At 46.5% G+C, this 17,089-nt stretch carries 15 protein-coding genes; 13 read left to right on the top strand and 2 right to left on the bottom strand.

The window, feature by feature from the left end; genetic code table 11:
* Nucleotides 1-16 precede the first annotated feature (16 nt).
* Complete coding sequence (locus DWY79_RS03390; protein WP_036612947.1) at nucleotides 17-871, top strand: sugar phosphate isomerase/epimerase; 855 nt, start codon at nucleotides 17-19, stop codon at nucleotides 869-871.
* A gap of 97 nt (nucleotides 872-968) precedes the next feature.
* Nucleotides 969-1,259, top strand: coding sequence for an RNA polymerase sigma factor (locus DWY79_RS03385; protein ID WP_008778163.1), 291 nt, complete (start codon nucleotides 969-971; stop codon nucleotides 1,257-1,259).
* A gap of 116 nt (nucleotides 1,260-1,375) precedes the next feature.
* On the opposite strand, the gene DWY79_RS03380 is transcribed toward DWY79_RS03385, so the two are convergent.
* Both DWY79_RS03380 and DWY79_RS03375 read right to left on the bottom strand, forming a co-directional pair.
* Nucleotides 1,376-2,245 carry a FecR family protein gene (locus tag DWY79_RS03380; RefSeq protein WP_122368853.1) on the bottom strand — a complete coding sequence of 290 codons (870 nt, stop codon included), beginning with the start codon at nucleotides 2,243-2,245 and terminating at the stop codon, nucleotides 1,376-1,378.
* Nucleotides 2,246-2,327: 82 nt separating this feature from the next.
* Nucleotides 2,328-2,585: a sigma-70 family RNA polymerase sigma factor gene (locus tag DWY79_RS03375; protein WP_008773389.1), complete on the bottom strand. Its 258-nt coding sequence runs from the start codon at nucleotides 2,583-2,585 to the stop codon at nucleotides 2,328-2,330.
* 81 nt (nucleotides 2,586-2,666) lie between these two features.
* On the opposite strand from DWY79_RS03375, the gene DWY79_RS03370 reads away from it, so the two are divergent.
* From DWY79_RS03370 to bioC, 11 genes are all read left to right on the top strand, one after another.
* Nucleotides 2,667-6,068 (top strand): TonB-dependent receptor, encoded by a 3,402-nt coding sequence (locus tag DWY79_RS03370; protein WP_034531963.1) that lies wholly within the window; start codon nucleotides 2,667-2,669, stop codon nucleotides 6,066-6,068.
* Nucleotides 6,069-6,085: 17 nt separating this feature from the next.
* Nucleotides 6,086-7,732 carry a RagB/SusD family nutrient uptake outer membrane protein gene (locus DWY79_RS03365; RefSeq protein ID WP_122368852.1) on the top strand — a complete coding sequence of 549 codons (1,647 nt, stop codon included), beginning with the start codon at nucleotides 6,086-6,088 and terminating at the stop codon, nucleotides 7,730-7,732.
* Nucleotides 7,733-7,904: 172 nt separating this feature from the next.
* The gene (locus tag DWY79_RS03360) at nucleotides 7,905-8,561 is read left to right on the top strand and encodes an endonuclease/exonuclease/phosphatase family protein (protein ID WP_233563938.1); all 657 of its coding nucleotides are present in this window, start codon (nucleotides 7,905-7,907) and stop codon (nucleotides 8,559-8,561) included.
* A gap of 160 nt (nucleotides 8,562-8,721) precedes the next feature.
* Nucleotides 8,722-9,789 carry a DUF4831 family protein gene (locus DWY79_RS03355; RefSeq protein ID WP_008773393.1) on the top strand — a complete coding sequence of 356 codons (1,068 nt, stop codon included), beginning with the start codon at nucleotides 8,722-8,724 and terminating at the stop codon, nucleotides 9,787-9,789.
* A 26-nt stretch (nucleotides 9,790-9,815) separates the two neighbouring features.
* Nucleotides 9,816-11,471: a peptide MFS transporter gene (locus DWY79_RS03350; protein ID WP_005864865.1), complete on the top strand. Its 1,656-nt coding sequence runs from the start codon at nucleotides 9,816-9,818 to the stop codon at nucleotides 11,469-11,471.
* A 17-nt stretch (nucleotides 11,472-11,488) separates the two neighbouring features.
* Nucleotides 11,489-11,947 (top strand): hypothetical protein, encoded by a 459-nt coding sequence (locus DWY79_RS03345; protein WP_122368851.1) that lies wholly within the window; start codon nucleotides 11,489-11,491, stop codon nucleotides 11,945-11,947.
* A 10-nt stretch (nucleotides 11,948-11,957) separates the two neighbouring features.
* A complete protein-coding gene (bioB, locus tag DWY79_RS03340) occupies nucleotides 11,958-12,941 on the top strand; it encodes a biotin synthase BioB (protein ID WP_122368850.1) in 984 nt (327 codons plus the stop codon).
* The gene (gene bioA / locus DWY79_RS03335) at nucleotides 12,938-14,218 is read left to right on the top strand and encodes an adenosylmethionine--8-amino-7-oxononanoate transaminase (RefSeq protein ID WP_122368849.1); all 1,281 of its coding nucleotides are present in this window, start codon (nucleotides 12,938-12,940) and stop codon (nucleotides 14,216-14,218) included. Before bioB ends, bioA begins: the two co-directional genes overlap by 4 nt.
* Before the next feature lie 30 nt (nucleotides 14,219-14,248).
* The gene (locus DWY79_RS03330) at nucleotides 14,249-15,454 is read left to right on the top strand and encodes an 8-amino-7-oxononanoate synthase (RefSeq protein WP_005864856.1); all 1,206 of its coding nucleotides are present in this window, start codon (nucleotides 14,249-14,251) and stop codon (nucleotides 15,452-15,454) included.
* A 25-nt stretch (nucleotides 15,455-15,479) separates the two neighbouring features.
* Nucleotides 15,480-16,145: a DUF452 family protein gene (locus tag DWY79_RS03325; RefSeq protein ID WP_005864854.1), complete on the top strand. Its 666-nt coding sequence runs from the start codon at nucleotides 15,480-15,482 to the stop codon at nucleotides 16,143-16,145.
* Entirely contained in the window at nucleotides 16,136-16,897 is a 762-nt protein-coding gene (gene bioC / locus DWY79_RS03320; RefSeq protein ID WP_122368848.1) for a malonyl-ACP O-methyltransferase BioC, read from the top strand. The genes DWY79_RS03325 and bioC overlap by 10 nt, the downstream gene beginning before the upstream one ends.
* Nucleotides 16,898-17,089 lie beyond the last annotated feature (192 nt).

The following is a 17,089-nucleotide window of genomic DNA, read 5'->3' as shown; positions in this document are numbered from 1 at the left end:
TTAATAACAACCGAATATGATAAGACATATCTATAAAATAATGATAGCGATCGTTTGCTGCCTATTGGCTATTCCAACCGAAGCGCAAACGAAGGCCGAGAAGAACGGATGGCGTCTAGGGATGCAATCCTATAGTTTCCACCTGTTCCCTTTGACGGAAGCTCTCGATAAGACACAAGAACTGGGATTGAAATACATCGAGATTTATCCCGGCCATAAGCTCGGTGGTAAATGGGGAGATAAAGTATTCGATTTTAACCTCGATGCACAAACTCAGAAAGAGATCAAGGAGCTTGCGGCATCCAAAGGTATCAAGATCGTAGGAACCGGGGTGTATGTAGCCGAAAAGTCGTCCGATTGGGAAAAAATGTTCAAATTCGCGAAAGCGATGGACCTAGAGTTCATTACTTGCGAACCGGCTTTAAGCGATTGGGACCTGGTAGAAAAATTGTCCAAGCAATACAACATTAAGATCTCCGTCCATAATCACCCGCAGCCTTCCGAGTATTGGAAACCGGAGAACTTGTTGAAAGCCATTTCCGGACGCAGCCACTTGCTAGGTTCTTGTTCAGATGTGGGGCATTGGCGTCGGGAGGGGCTAAACCAGATTGATTGCTTAAAGCAACTCAAAGGTCGAATCATCTCTTTGCATTTCAAGGATATCGCCCCGAAAAAAGCAGGAGAGAATGAGCAGCACGACGTGATCTGGGGCACAGGCATCCTAGATGTAAAGGGAATGTTGAAAGAACTCAAATCCCAGAATTTCAAGGGAGTATTCTCTATCGAGTATGAATACAACTGGGAAAACTCAGTACCGGATATTAAAGAATGTATCCAATATTTCAATAAAACCGCAAACGAAATCTTATAATAGGGTTAGCATTAATTGACAGGCAGTAAGCGTATAGGCCCAAGGAATGTTCTCCTTGCCTATACGCTCCACCTTTCTAATAATACACGGGAATAAAATGGCATCTGACAACAAAATAATCGAATTGATCAAACAAGGAGATATAGCCGCCTTTAATACCCTGTTCAAGTCTGTTTATCTCCAACTTTATATACATTGCCGAAAATTTATCCCCGACCCGGAAGACGCAAAAGACATCTTACAAAACGTCTTCCTCCGCTTCTGGGAAAAGCGTGAGAACATCGATATTCACACGTCTTTAAACGCTTATTTATACAGGGCTATACAGAACGAATGCCTTAATTACCTTCGTTCTACCGGAACTCCCTATCTGATTAGCCATAATTAATAAATTTAAGATTAATAATAAGATCTAACAATGTTACGTTTTTATCCGTATTACACTAAAAATCATCCATTTCTCATAAGCAAGACTGTTTTTAAGATTAATAATTCAATGATTTATTATTTGATTACTATAGTATCTTTCAGTATTTGATAGCGAATGCCCGTATTCGTCTTTATCACATTGAGAATCTCCGATAAATCTTCGTTGTTACGGAAACTTCCGCTAAACCTTAATTTTTTTATCCCTTGATTTTCATAACGAAATACAACGTTATAGTTCCTTTCCAACAACTTTGTTATATCTTGCAGATACATCATTTCAAAAGACAAGAAACCTCCTCTCCATTGAGCGAATAGTTTCTTATCGTAAGGCACTACTTCTATCTTATTTCTACTTTTATCATAAACCGCCACTTGGTTAGGCTCAAGTAAGACCTCTTGTTTAGTCAACGTAGGTTGTACAGCGACCTTGCCATTGAACAAGGTTGTGGTTAGTTGCGAGTCTTCCATATAAGCGGAAACATTAAAGGCCGTACCAATCGCTTTCACATCGATACCGTTTGCCTTTACAACAAATGGTAAGTCTTTATTCTTTGCGACTTCAAAATAAGCTTCTCCATCCAAATAAATGCTACGATTGGAATGGCCGTAGTTCTCCGCATATTCTAGAGTTGTACAAGAGTTAAGCCAAACCTTCGTACCATCCGGTAATTGCAAATAGCTCTTCTCTCCTTTGCTCGTTACTAATTTATAATTTCCAACTGTCGATAAGTTCTCTTGATTCGTAAGATACAACGTTGATAGTGAAATACCTATGCCCAAAACCACGGCAGCGGCATATTTCATGTATTGAAGGAATAGCCTTCTTGTTTTCATTTTGGAAATAGTTTTTTTCTCTATGGATGAAAACAAACGCTCCCACTCCCTATCAACATCTACTTCGTCTTTGAGACTTTCCGCAATTATATTTTTTATATATTCTTTCATTGTTTTTTCTCGATTCTATATGTATGACACTTCAAAACGATGTGCTACTTACAAGATTGATAGATTTTTGTATTATATTTTTTCAAGAAACCAGATAATCTTTCAATCTACTTTTCAAAATCTTAAGGGCTCTATATATCTGTGTTTCCACTGTACGGACGGAGATATCCAATTTATCTGCGATCTCTTGGTTCTTGAGTCCACTTATACGACTCAATTTAAAAATGGATTTACATTGATCCGGTAATTCCTCTATCGTATTTTCCGTGATTCGTTCTATTTCAAAAATACTAAGTATCGAATAAGGATCATTATCTTCCACAGCCTCTTGTTTATCCATCTCTGATATTTCATATCGGGGAATGTCAATGGTTCCGGTAGAACTAATTACAGAACCCTGAAAAAATCATTATTTTTAGGTTTGTGCTTAACCTTTTTCCAGCCGTACACAGTAGCGGCATCAGCACAAATTATATCCTTAAATATCACAAAAGGAACTATCACTGAAGTTTTTAAGGCGATTGAAGACCAAAGTGAATATAAATTCTTTTATAATGACAATCAAATCAATTTGAATAAACGGGTTGATGTCAATATCCATGAAGAATCCATAGAACAAGTATTAAACAATGTCTTTAGAGGTACGGATATTACGTATAAGATCGTCAAGAATCACGTAGTACTTACCAACAAGACCATGAAAGATACGGAGTTGCCATCCACCAACCAAAATCGCAAACGGCTAACCGGACAAGTAGTAGGACAAGATGGGGAGCCTCTGATCGGAGTAAACGTTGTAGTGAAAGGTACTACAATCGGATCTATGACCGATATGGACGGAAACTACATTCTAGAGAATGTTCCCTCCAATGCTACCGTTGAATTCTCGTACATCGGCTATCTCCAACAAAGTATCAACGTAGGCAATAAAAGCAACCTCAACGTCACTTTAGCGGAAGACACTCAAAAGTTGGATGAGGTAGTAGTTGTTGGTTACGGTTCCTTCAAGAAAAGAGATTTAACCGGAGCTGTTTCTCAAGTAAAAGGAGACGAGATCTCGAACCTACCGCTTCGCAGCGCCGCCGACGCCTTGCAAGGAAAAGCAGCCGGTGTAACCATAACATCTAGTTCCGGTAGCCCAGGTTCACTCGGTAATGTCCGTATCCGTGGTGTCGGTACTATCAATAATAATGATCCGTTGTATGTAGTAGATGGTCTACCTCAAGGTGATATCGGTTGGTTAAATGCCCGTGATATCGAGAGCATAGAGGTATTGAAAGACGCTTCCGCACAAGCGATCTATGGTGCCCGTGCTGCCAACGGTGTGATCCTAGTATCCACAAAGCGAGGAGCTTCCGGCGAGAGTTACCGAAGCAACATCGAGTTTGATATGAACATTGGTTTCCAAGATGTAGTGAAAACGTATGACATGCTAGACGCCGAAGGTTTCATGGAATATAAGAACCGGGCTTACGCCGCATCCGGGAAAGCCTTGATCGATGATTTCGCCACATCAGAGAAGCGAGAGCAGATCCTTACTTTCCTAGGGAAAAACGGAGGACGATCCGGTACGGATTGGTGGAAAGAGAGCACCCGTAAACCCAAGGAAGCTATCAGTCAGAATTACAACCTAGCTTTCTCCGGAGGTATGAAGAAACTCAGATACCGTGCTAGCTTCGGCTATATGGATCAACAAGGAATCTTGAAAGGTTCCGACTATGAACGCCTCTCCGGTCGGTTGAACGTAGACTCTGAGGTAACCAAGTGGTTGAACCTCTCCGCAAATGTGAACGTCACGTACGAATCCAGGCGCAACCTAGATGAGAATAACTCTTACACAGCAACCGTGTTCAGTACCCTTGCGGCAGACCCAATCACTCCGGTATATCGCGACAACCTAGTGGATATCCCAGATTTCTTGCAAAACCGGATTATGGGTGGTTATGAGCCGACCAATCCTTGGTCTCGCTATACAGGCGTAATTTACTCAAACAAACCGAACACGGTTGGACAGGTAGACCGCTCCGCATTAAATCAATGGCACGGGATCGCCACGAAAAGTAATATCTCCGGCGAAGTCAAGTTGTTACCCTTCTTGACCTTCAAATCCAGTATCGCTCTTGACTTAGTCCGTAACCAAAGCGACTCTTTCCGTCCTTCTTACTATCTGGATGGAGATGAGTACTCCACTTATGCGGGCGCCAGTCGGAGCGTAGCGAATAAAGATTACTGGGTATTCGACAATTACCTAACTTACAATCAAAAATTCGACAAACATGCGGTAACAGCCATGGTCGGTACCTCCGCGGAGAAAGAACGCTACGAAGAGATCTACGCCTATAAAGAAGGACAGGTCAACAACAACCCGAACCAGCAGATCATCAACGCCGGTACCATGAATCCCGCCGCATCAGGCTACTACGCCACAAGTACGCTGAATTCTTATTTCGGACGTGTATTTTATTCCTTTGACAACCGTTATATGATCACAGCCAATATCCGTTGGGATGGATCCTCTAAATTTGCGGATGGTAATCGCTGGGGTTGCTTCCCCTCCGTATCCGCCGGTTGGAATTTCTCGGAAGAGAGCTTCATGAATAACCTTGAGTGGCTGTCACAAGGTAAGTTAAGAGCAGCTTGGGGTGAGATCGGTAACCAGACTATCTCCTCCGGAGCCTATATGAATACATTCGGAAATGGTAGCTACTACCTCTTCGGTAATCCGTATCAGACGAACTTGTATGCCGGACGTACGCAGGTGGGTAATCCGGATCTGAAATGGGAGACTACTCGCCAACTGGACTTCGGATTGGATTTGGCCTTTTTCCAAGGTTCCTTGAGAGCAACCTTCGACTACTTTGACCGTCAGACAAGTGATATGTTGGTGCAAGTACCCGTGCCCAGTTCACTAGGATTCCCCAACACGCCGTGGATGAATGCCGGTAGCGTAAGCAATAAAGGTTTTGAAGTAACACTAGGATACGACGGTAAGATCGGGAACGACTTCCAATATCATATCAACGGAAACGTATCCACCTATAAAAATAAGGTAAAAAGCCTAGGCAGTGGAGCGAATATTCCGGGTAAAGGCATCCATCTAGGATACTTCTCCTATACGATGACAGAGCCAGGACAACCGATCGGTTATTTCTACGGATATAAAACCGATGGTGTCTTCCAGACCCAAGAAGAGATCGACAACTACAAGAACAACGGTCAAATGGTAATGCCAAACGCAAAGCCGGGCGACTTAAAGTTCCAAGATTTGAACAAAGATGGTAAACTAGACGACGAAGACCGCACGATGACAGGAAATCCTCATCCAGACTTCACCTTTGGTTTGACCTTAGGCGCAGAATGGAAAGGATTCGACATTTCCGCCTTCTTCCAAGGATCAGTCGGCAACGACATCTTAAACATATTGAAATATGACATCTATTCAGGTACCGGTTGGTACAATGCTCCGAAGGATATATTAACAACCTACTGGAACGGACCAGGTAGTACAAACGAGAACTTCGCAATCGATGCGGATAGCCGCATGAACTTGGAGATGTCCGATTGGTATGTGGAAAACGGTTCTTATGTTCGCTTGAAGAACCTGACAATCGGTTATACGCTTCCGTCCGAATGGACTAAGAAGATCACGATCAACAACCTTCGTTTCTTTGTTGCCGCACAGAACTTATTCACGATCACCGGTTATTCCGGACTAGATCCTGAGATCGGAGAGATCAATAACTCGCCTCTTTACAAAGGCTGTGATATGGGATTCTATCCGCAACCGCGTACATTCATGTTCGGTCTTAGTTTGAAATTATAATCTTAAAATGAATTATTATGAAATCTATAGTTAACATAGGGAAATTACTTGTATCGATCGCATGCGTCGGTGCCCTTACGACAAGCTGTAACAGCGACTTTCTAGACCGCCCGCCATTGGGAACATTGGATGAGGTAACTTATCTGAGTACCAAGGATGCCGGCTACAAACTTTTGGTCAATTGCTATCAGCCCTTACAGGATAGCTGGAACTATCAGGACATGAAATTTGTCTTGGGAGATCAATTGAGTGATGACTGCTCCAAAGGCGGCTCTGATGCAGGAGACCGCGTTCGTATCACGGAAATCGCCCGCGGAACACCAATGGCGACTAATCAAGTCTTGTCCGACCTTTGGACTCATCGCTACCAAACAGCGATCTCAGCCTGCAACGTATTCCTGTCGCTAATCACACCTGAATCAGAATTGATCGATGATGCCGGAGGCTTGGTCAGCACAGAAACCAAACAGCGATGGATCGCAGAGGCTCAATTCATGCGTGCGTTCTATTACTACGACCTAGCTACAATCTTCCAGAATATTCCACTAATTGACAAGCCCATGGAAGTCGTCGACAAAAGTACGATCACGAAATCCAGCAAGGAGGAGGTCATGAACTTTATCCTGAAAGACCTGAACACCGCAATTGCCGAACCTAATCTACCTAATGCAAAAAGCCTTCCGACCAGCGAGATTGGGCGAATCACCAAAGAGGCCGCCATGGCTTTCCGTGCTAGGGTATTGATGTTCTACGGCAACTACGGAGAGGCTCTGAAAGACCTGAAGGCAGTTGTCGAATCCGGAAGCTATGAATTAGTAGATGACTACGAGAAGCTATTCAATAGCGCTACAGAGGGCTATATGTCAAAAGAGTCCGTCTTCATCACCCTGCGCTCTTACATTCCTAGCTACACTGGCGGTAGCGTTTGTCCACAAATGAATGTCGGTCGCGGTATTGCCGGCGGATGGGGCGGCGAGTGTCCGACGAAGGATTTGGTAGACGAATATGAGGTAGGCGATCCACGCTTGGTACACACGGTATTGTCATCCGGCGATATATTCGTCAAGAACGATGGTTCCGAAGAGGTACACGACTATTCCGGCTACGACAATTTCCCACAGCAACACAGCCGCAAGCAGTATCCAGACTTCTCCAGACGGCCACTAAACGATTTATTGAACACGGATTGGACCCACTATCACATCCGCTATGCCGATGTATTGCTGATGTACGCTGAGTGCCTGATCGAGACGGGTGGCGACAAACAACTGGCGGCCGACCTGATCAACCAAGTACGTTACCGTGCCTTCGTGACAACCTCCTTGACAGATAGCTACGCAAAATACCGTAAGTTCAATCTCAAGGAGAGCGATCGAGTGACCGAGGATACTTTCAACGCTAAGTATAAAGTGAAAGCTTCCGATGATCTGCGTGCCGCCGTTCGCCACGAACGCCGTATCGAACTTGCAGGCGAGGGATTACGCTTCTACGACTTAATTCGCTGGGGCACCTTCGTATCTACGATGCAGAAATTCGGCAAGACTGATGAGGGCAAGTATTCCGGTGCCGGGACACTCGTCACCGATAAGACATACCCCTACCCGATTCCACAAAGCGAGATCGACTATGTAGGAGGCGCATTAACACAGAACGATAATTATTAATCTTCAATTTTTATAACTGTAGCCCCCCGCAGACAGTCCTTTCTTGTTGTCTGCGGGGGTTTCTATTCACGAAATACCTTAGAAATCCATGAAACGAATCTTATTTCTCCTAACCATCGCCCTCCTAAATTTGGGAAGTGGCCTATGCAAGACACGACAATCGTTAAGAATCATGAGCTACAACATCCGCATCGGGATCGGTATGGACCAACAGACCAATTTGAAGCGAATCGCTGAAGTGATCAACAAGGTCCAGCCGGACTATGTCGGGCTACAAGAGGTGGACAGTGTATGCGAACGCTCTGGATGGATCAACCAATATGCAGAATTGGCACGGTTGACCGGCATGTATCCAATCTTCGCACCCGCCACAGAACGTTCTAAGGGATTATACGGAATCGCCGCACTCTCCCGCAAGAAACCTCGCAGCTACCAATACATACCCCTGCCGGGAAAGGAAGAGCCACGTACCTTCCTTTGTCTCGAATATCCGAACTATACCTTGTGTAACACACATTTCTCGCTCGACCCAGACTCTCGCCTGGCCTCTATACGACTCATCAATGAGACGATGAAAAGAGAAAACAAACCAATCCTGATCACCGGAGACTTCAACATGGAGCCAGACTCTAAAGAATTCAAGGCGATGAAACAAACGTGGAGGCTCTTATCCGACCCTACGTTAGAGACCTACCCCTCGGATCATCCCCGCTTGCGTTTAGATTATATCTTCGGCGACCTAAAGCATGAATTTAGGATTATCAACGACCAAGTGATCGATATCCAGTCGTCCGATCACCTGCCGATCTATATAGACGTGCTATTTTAAGCTTTCTCCCCGGACATCCTCAGAATCCCGAACAATACGAATCTAGAAATTCTTAACGTTGTCCGGGATTTTCATGCAATAAGAATGCTTCCAATTGGTTTTAAGCAAAATATTTCCTAGTTTTGCGCAATAATATTACAGAATTAAAATAAACTGGGATATGAAGAATATAATCATTATAGCTAGTTTACTCCTCGGAATGCCGCTTATGGCACAAACCAAGGTGGTAAAAAAGAACGCCGTAAAAGCAAATAATTTCGGAATCACCTACTCGTTGCCCAAGACCTCGCTAGTCGTAGACGCCGAAGTGACGAAAGTAACTTGTAAAGCCGGGCCTTACTACCAATATGCAGAGAAGTATCTAGGCGTAAAGGATGCAGTCACGGAAGACAAGGTTTATTTCGATCTCGGAAAAATCAGTCTGATCAACCGGGGATTACCCGATGCGGATAATACCTATATCGTAGAATTCAAGCAAGGTACGGTCGCCCCTTACGCTTATCTTACCGAAGATGGATTATTATGCTCGATAAACGCAGAATATACGCCTGTTGAATCCGAGCTAGATGCTGTAAAGAAAAATAAAGGTCCTCAGCAAAAAGTGACAGACGCTTCCGTTTTCTCGGAGGAATTACTAATGGCAGGCTCCACCGCCAAACAAGCGGAGGTGGCCGCTAAACAAATTTACCGTATCCGGGAAAGCCGTTTGAACATCTTGACCGGCGAGGCGGATAATTTACCCCCCGATGGTGAAGCCATGAAACTGGTGATCCAGCAATTGGAGGAGCAAGAAAAAGCATTAACAAACCTATTCACCGGAATCTTGACCAAAGAAACCGAGCATTATGAGGTAAGCATTATCCCTCACGACAACCTAGACAAAGAAGTATTGTTCCGTTTCTCCAAGCAGCTAGGTATCGTAGACGCTGACGATTTGGGCGGTACCCCTGTCTATATGAACTTGAAAGCGACAGAAAGAGCTCCGATCCTTGATGCCAAGGAAGCCGAGAAGAAAGACAAATCATTGAAAGGAATCGTCTACAATGTTCCGGGAAAAGCCAGCATAGAAATACTAATGAACAAAAAAACACTCTACAAAGGAGAGGCCCAAATCACTCAATTCGGAACACGGGAAGGATTAGCCCCTGTTATGTTTGAGGATAAGAAAGCCCCTGTCAAGGTTCTTTTCTATCCGGAAACCGGCGCCATAAAGCAAATTATTCAATAAGTATAAACTAATATTATCTAAAACACATGTTACAAGGACAACCTAAAGGTCTCTATGCCCTAGCACTCGCAAACACGGGCGAACGCTTCGGTTATTACACGATGCTTGCGATTTTCACATTATTCTTGCAAGCGAAATTCGGCTATACGGCCGCTGAGACATCAACGATTTTCGCTAGCTTCTTAGCGTTCGTGTATTTTATGCCATTGATTGGCGGTATGATGGCCGATAAGTTCGGTTATGGAAAGATGGTTACCTCGGGTATCATCATCATGTTTGTCGGTTATCTTTTATTAGCCATCCCAACAGATGCCGCCTCGGGAAAAATCATGATGTTCGGCTCGCTAGCGCTAATCGCTTGCGGTACCGGATTATTTAAAGGTAACTTACAAGTGATGGTAGGTAATCTTTATGATGCCCCGGAATATAGAAGTAAACGTGACCAAGCCTTTAGTTTGTTTTATATGGCGATCAATATCGGTGCCATGTACGCACCTACGGCTGCCACTAAAATGACAGACTGGATGTTGGGTAAGTATAACCTTTTCTACGAGTCACAAATTCCGGCACTCGCTCACCAATTCTTAAACGGAACCATCTCCGCAGAGAACAAAGAGGCACTCGCCGCTCTGCAAAGCGCACAAGGTTTCACTGGCGATATGGCTACGTTCTGTTCCACGTATATCGAGAAGTTGTCCGAGGCATACAACTATGGATTCGGCGTAGCTTGTATCTCATTGATCATATCGATGGCTATCTATATGGGATTCCGCTCTACCTTTAAGCATGCGGATGTCAATACCAAACAAGCACAGGCTTCCCACGCTCCGCAAGAGGAATTGTCACCCGCCGAGACGAAACAACGTATCACCGCCTTGCTGCTGGTATTCGCCGTGGTATTGTTCTTCTGGATGGCTTTCCATCAAAATGGTCTGACAATGACGTTCTTCGCTCGCGACTATACGGCCAACCAAGTGACCGGACTGGATCGTATCGGCTTTGATGTGATTAACTTAACATTATTGGTTATCGCCGTGTATGGAGGATTCGCTATCGCACAATCCACAACGAGCAAAGGCAAAACGATCGCCGGCATCGTGACCGTGGCCGCATTAGCCGCTCTAGGTATCAAATATATGGCTATGCCGGAAACCGTAACGATCCTTCCGCAGACCTTCCAGCAATTTAACCCGTTCTTCGTGGTTGTATTGACTCCGGTATCATTGGCGCTCTTTGGTTACCTGGCTAATAAGAAGAAAGAGCCGTCCGCTCCTCGTAAGATCGGATTGGGTATGATGATCGCCGCTTGCGGTTTCTTGATCTTAGCGATCGGTTCTATGGGCTTGCCTACACCGGACGCTTTAGCGGCAGATAGCAAATTGCAGGTATTGGTTTCTCCGAACTGGTTGATCTCGACTTATCTGGTATTGACCTTCGCCGAATTATTGCTTTCTCCGATGGGTATCTCTTTCGTATCCAAAGTGGCTCCTCCTAAATACAAAGGTATGATGATGGGTGGGTGGTTCGTGGCTACGGCTATCGGTAACTATCTGGTCGCTATCATCGGCTATTTGTGGGGAGGCATGCAGTTATGGATGGTATGGAGCGTGTTGATCGTTCTTTGTTTACTGTCCGCGTTGTTCATGTTCTCTATCATGAAGAAACTGGATAAAGTGGCTTGACAATTGAAAATTAGAGGATGAGAAAGTCGTATACATATCGTTCGCAGGCACTCCGTTTCAGAAGATGGAGCCGGAAGGCGTATGCGGCTTTCATCAGTGTACAGAGGGCTGTTACGATCGGACAATTATCCTTTTCCGTAGCCGATCGCTTCGAGAAAAAGAACCAGTCTTTACATACCGGTATCGGTACGTTCACGGACGGATTTTTCGAAGAGGATGACGAGGAGAGGGAGAATACCGAGGAGAACAAACGGAGCCTCGCGGTATCGCATGGACTGTTTACGGCATTACTCCCGGTATTGGTATCAAATGAGATCGCTCATCCGGCTCATCGTGTAGCTCACTATACATTATATAATATAGTAAAGGCGGGAAGTATTCTTTCGGATACTTCCCGCCTTTCTTATTTCCATCTGGTTGTAGAGACGGGGCACGCCCCGTCTCTACAACTGGGTATATATACGTGGAATTATTAAATGAGAGAAAATGACAATAGAAGAAGCAAAGCAGTACATCCTAGAGGGTGGGAAGATTACTGAGGAACAGGCTTTAAGCTTGGCGAATCACCCGGACAAAGAGGCGCTTTACGAGGCCGCCCACCAAATCACCCGCCATTTTATGGGGAATAAGTTCGACACTTGTTCCATCATCAACGCCAAAAGCGGTAATTGCAGCGAGGATTGTAAATGGTGCGCACAATCGGGACATTACAAGACCCTCGTAAACTTATATCCTTTGCTTCCGGCCAAGGAATGTGTCTATCATGCGGTATATAACCGGAAACAGGGCATCCGGCGTTTTGCCTTGGTGACTAGCGGTAAGCGAGTATCGGATAAAGAATTGGAACAGATCACCGGTACGATCCGGCAAATCAAGCGGCAAAGCGATATTAAATGCTGTGCCTCCATGGGATTGCTAACCCGCTCCCAACTCCAATCGCTTTACGATAGCGGAGTGGAGAATTATCACTGCAATATCGAGACCGCCCCTTCCTATTTCCGTCAACTTTGTTCCACGCATACGATCGAGCAGAAGATGGAAACCATCCATACCGCCCGGGAAATCGGTTTCCGCATCTGCTGCGGTGGTATTATCGGCATGGGCGAGACGATGGAGGAGCGAATCGAGATGGCTTGTTTCTTACAAAAAGAAGGTATCTTATCCATCCCTCTCAATTTATTACAGCCGATACCGGGAACTCCTATGGAGAATACACAGATCCTAGAAGAAGAGGAATGGCTAACAACGATCGCCCTTTTCCGCTTGATCAATCCGAACGCATTTCTCCGTTTCTCCGGCGGACGGGCACAATTAAGCGAGGCCACGCAACGGAAATCCCTATATATAGGGATTAACTCCGCGATCATCGGAGACTTATTAACGACTATCGGAAGCAAGGTAGAGGAAGACAAAGTCTTATTTACCTCCGAAGGCTATTCACTCACCGAAAACACCGATTGGGAAAAATGACAACAACCGAACTTTTACAATACGACCGGGATCATCTATGGCATCCCTACACCTCGACCATCGATCCACTTCCCGTCTATCCGGTATCCAAAGCGGAGGGCGTAACGATAACCCTTGCGGACGGCAGGGAGCTAATAGACGGAATGTCTTCTTGGTGGGCGGCAGTCCACGGATACAACCATCCGGTACTTAACGCGGCGGCTAAAACCCAACTGGATAAGATGAGCCATATCATGTTCGGGGGATTCACGCACGAGCCGGCTGTCGAGTTGGCCGCTAAATTACTACCGCTATTGCCCCCTTCCCTAGAAAAGATATTCCTAGCGGATAGCGGCTCGGTCGCCGTGGAGGTAGCCTTAAAGATGGCGATCCAATACTGGCAGTCCAAAGGCATACCGGGAAAACATACCTTCGCCACGATCCGTAGCGGTTATCACGGGGATACTTGGCACGCCATGTCGGTATGCGATCCGGTGACAGGTATGCATGGGATCTTCTCCGGAAGCCTACCCATCCAATACTTCATACCTCAACCTTCGGTCCGATTCGGCGAGGAATGGAGAGAGGAGGCCATGGCTCCCTTGCGGGATTTACTAGAGCGGCATGCCGACGAGATCGCCGCCTTGATCTTGGAACCGGTCGTACAGGGGGCAGGAGGCATGTATTTCTACTCCCCCACTTTCCTCGTTCGTGCCCGGGAACTTTGCGACCGGTATAACGTCTTATTGATATTCGACGAGATAGCGACTGGCTTCGGGCGTACCGGAAAGTTGTTCGCATGGGAACATGCGGGAGTCGAACCCGATATCATGTGTATCGGAAAGGCATTGACGGGAGGTTATCTTACGCTTTCCGCCACGATCACGACAAAGCCGATAGCCGACACGATCTGTTCCGGCGAGGCGGGATGCTTTATGCATGGACCTACGTTTATGGGAAATCCCTTGGCATGCGCTATCGCTTCGGCCTCGATCTCTTTATTGATCGCCAGTCATTGGCAGGAGAAAGTGAAGCTTATAGAGGAACAATTGCGGGCGGAGTTAGCGCCAGCCGCCAAGCTGCCTGAAGTCGCTGAGGTACGGGTATTGGGGGCGATCGGGGTGATCGAGATGAAGCATCCGGTGGATATGGCGGTATTGCAACGTCGATTCGTAGAGGAAGGGATATGGGTACGTCCATTCGGACGGCTGGTTTATCTCATGCCTCCTTTCGTTATCTCCACGTATGAACTATCCAGACTAACCTCCGGATTATTGAGAGTATTAACGCATAATTAACATATCTACAACCGGGTAATATATAGATATATGAAATCATATAACGAGCAACTTACGGCTTTACGAGCCTCCGGGAATCTTAGGCACCTACCGGAAGTCGAGCATCAAGGAATATGGATATTAAAAGAGGGAATGCGTATGCTGAATCTCTCTTCCAACGATTATCTTGGATTAGCCAGCCGGCAGGATTTACAAGAGGAGTTTCAAGCATCCACACAAGACCGCTTCTATCCCTACTCCTCCTCATCATCCCGCTTGCTAACGGGTAATTTCTCCGTATATACGAAACTGGAGAAACAGATCGCCCGCTCCTTCGACCGGGAAGCCGCATTGATCTTCAATAGCGGCTATCATGCCAACACCGGAATCCTCCCGGCCTTAACCGATAAACAGACCTTATTACTCGCCGACAAGCTGGTGCACGCCAGCATCATCGATGGCATCTTGTTGAGTGGCTCCCCATTCCTCCGTTACCGCCACAACGACTATGACCAACTGGAACGCCTCGTACAAAAGAACGCCTGTCAATACGAGACGATCATCATCTTGACCGAAAGCATTTTCAGCATGGACGGGGATGTAGCGGATTTAAACCGCCTGATAGCTATCAAAAGGCAATATCCCAATATCCTATTGTACGTAGACGAGGCTCATGCCATCGGAGCCCGTGGAAAGACGGGGCTAGGTATCGCCGAGGAACAAGGCTGTATCCAAGAGATCGATCTATTGGTCGGTACTTTCGGCAAGGCGTTAGCATCTATGGGGGCCTATTTGGTTTGTTCCCATACGATACGGGAATATCTGGTCAATACGATGCGACCGCTCATATTCAGTACGGCCCTGCCACCGTTCCAAATCGCATGGACTTCCTTCATCTGGGAGCAACTCCCCTCGTTCACGAAGGAACGGGAGAATCTTCTAGCGTATAGCCGATTGTTAGCGGAAGCTTTAACGAGCAAAGGTGGCGAGATCAGCCAAAGCCACATCATCCCTTTCATCGTGGGAGAGAGCGAGGATTGCGTACGGAAAGCGGAAGAGCTACAACGAAAAGGCTTCTACTGTCTCCCGGTTCGCCCGCCGACAGTGCCCAAAGGTACCTCCCGTATCCGCTTCTCCCTTACGGCAAACCTCACGATAAAAAATATGCATCAACTGATTGTAGAGACGGGGCGTACCTCGTCTCCCACCGGGACACGCCCCGTCTCTACCCCCCCGGATAGAGAACTGGATAGATAGTATGTATATAAATTGAATTGATAGTATGTATATAGATAAGATAATAAATAAGCGATCCCCTAGTCTGATCCTCTGTCTCGCCGGCTGGTCCACCTCGCCGGAGCTTTTCCGCCATCTGGAAGTACCGGAGCAGACAGACCTATGGATTGCCTACGATTACAGGACGCTCGGGTTCGAAGAGACGTTCGCCCCCTATAAGGAGGTGCATCTGGTCGCTTGGTCTTTAGGCGTATGGGTAGCCACCCGGCTCTGGGCAGGCCACCGATCCTTTACCACGGCGACCGCCCTGAACGGTACCCCTTTTCCCATGCACGATACGCTAGGCATCCCGACCGCAATCTTCGAGGGAACCCTCCATCATATCAGCGAGGAAGGCATGCGTCGCTTTAACCGCAGGATGTGCGGAGACAAGGAGACATTCAATCGCTATTCGGAACTCTCACCACGTCCGCTGGAAGAGATCAAGGAGGAACTGGAATCTCTATATAATCAGATCCTCCCGGAAAAGCTCGAATCAGCCGATCCGCGGATATCCGCCTTCTGGGATCAAGCCATCCTGTCCACCGAAGATAAGATATTCCCGGCAACCAACCTCCGGAACTACTGGCAAGGCCGTTGCCCCATCCAAGAGATCAAGGCGCCTCATCTTCCTTTTTACCACTATCAATCATGGAACGAATTATGGAAGTAATCGAACAAGAACGGATCCGCCGGCGTTTCAGCCAAGCGGTGAATACATACGACGATCACGCGGAAGCCCAGAAACGGATATGCGCCCATCTGGTACAGCTATTGACCGTATACACCTCCTCTCATTTCCGCAGGGTGCTGGAAATCGGTTGCGGAAGCGGCGGATTCACCCGTTTATTAAAACAAGAATGCCAAATCGAGGAATGGGTACTCAACGATCTTTGCGAGACTTGGCAAAGCGCCATCGAGGAGTTGTTTCCTTCCGCCCCTCCTCTATTCTTGGCCGGTGATGCCGAGCGACTGGCTTTTCCCGGCACGTTCGACTTGATTGCCTCGGCCTCCGCCCTACAATGGATGAAAGACCTTCCGCATTTCCTCCATAAGCTATCGTCCACCCTATCGCCCGGAGGCATGCTGGCTTTCAACACCTTCACGCCAGACAACCTTCACGAGATCAAGGAACTGACCGGAGAAGGGCTCACCTATCCTACCGCCGGACAATTAAGGGAGTGGTTATCCACCGGCTTCCGGATCGTCCATGAAGAGGAAGGAAATATCGCCTTGACCTTCCGGCACCCGCTGGAGGTGCTAAGACATCTAAAGTACACGGGTGTCACGGCCAACGCCTCTTGCGTCTGGACACGGGGAAAACAGGAACGTTTCTGCCGGGATTATCAAGAGAGATTCCCCTCGGCGGATGGTGGAGTCACATTAACTTACCGTCCACTCTATATCTTAGTGGTCAAAAGATAAAGGTGAGGTAGGTCGCCTCTTCCGAAGTATTGATCCTTTCACCTATATGATATGATCGTATCACAAGGGTGAAACGATCTTTTCACCTAGGTGATACGTTCTTTTCACAAGGGTGAAAAGATCAATAGCACAGAAGAAAAGGAATAAATCTCTTAGAGACAAGGGGGAATATCCATAGAGACAAAAGATTAA

Source organism: Parabacteroides sp. AF27-14 (genome assembly GCF_003635425.1).
Taxonomy (GTDB): domain Bacteria; phylum Bacteroidota; class Bacteroidia; order Bacteroidales; family Tannerellaceae; genus Parabacteroides; species Parabacteroides distasonis.
The sequence above is the reverse complement of the archived record's forward strand: the minus strand, read 5'-3'. Positions and strand labels throughout refer to the sequence as shown.